Below are 557 nucleotides of genomic sequence, written 5' to 3' on the forward strand. Positions count from 1 at the left end.
CCACCGGCGCCGCAGCAGAAACCACGGTCCTTGTGCCGGTGCATCTCCTGGGTCTTCACCCCCGGCACCTTGGACATGATGTCGCGCGGCTGCTTGTACACCTTGTTGTGACGACCCAGGAAACACGGGTCGTGATAGGTGATGTTCTCCTCGATCGGCACCACCGGCGTCAACCTCCCGCCATCGACCAGGTCCGCCAGAAGCTGGGTGTGGTGGACGACCTCGTAATGCCCGCCGACCTGCGGGTACTCGTTGGCCAGGGTGTTGAAGCAGTGCGGACACGTCGCCACGATCTTCTTCACACCGGCGTCGTTCATCGTCTCGACGTTCTGCTGGGCCATGCCCTGGAACAGGTACTCCATCCCCAGACGACGAGCCGGATCACCCGTGCACGCCTCCATCGGACCCAGCACCGCGAACTTCACCCCCGCGATGTGCAGGAGCTCCGCGACGGCCTTGGTGGTCTTCTTCGCCCGGTCTTCCAGAGCGCCGGCGCAGCCGACCCAGAACAGGTACTCCACCTCTTCGGGCAGCTTCTCATCGATCACCTCGACCTC

At 63.9% G+C, this 557-nt stretch carries 1 protein-coding gene; it reads right to left on the reverse strand.

Going from position 1 to position 557, the window contains the following annotated elements:
* Positions 1 to 557: (Fe-S)-binding protein (locus LO762_RS32250; RefSeq protein WP_230620148.1), on the reverse strand; the 557-nt coding region annotated here is incomplete at both ends.

Origin of the sequence: Actinocorallia sp. API 0066, assembly GCF_020991275.1 — a bacterium.
In the GTDB taxonomy this organism is placed as follows: domain Bacteria; phylum Actinomycetota; class Actinomycetes; order Streptosporangiales; family Streptosporangiaceae; genus Actinocorallia.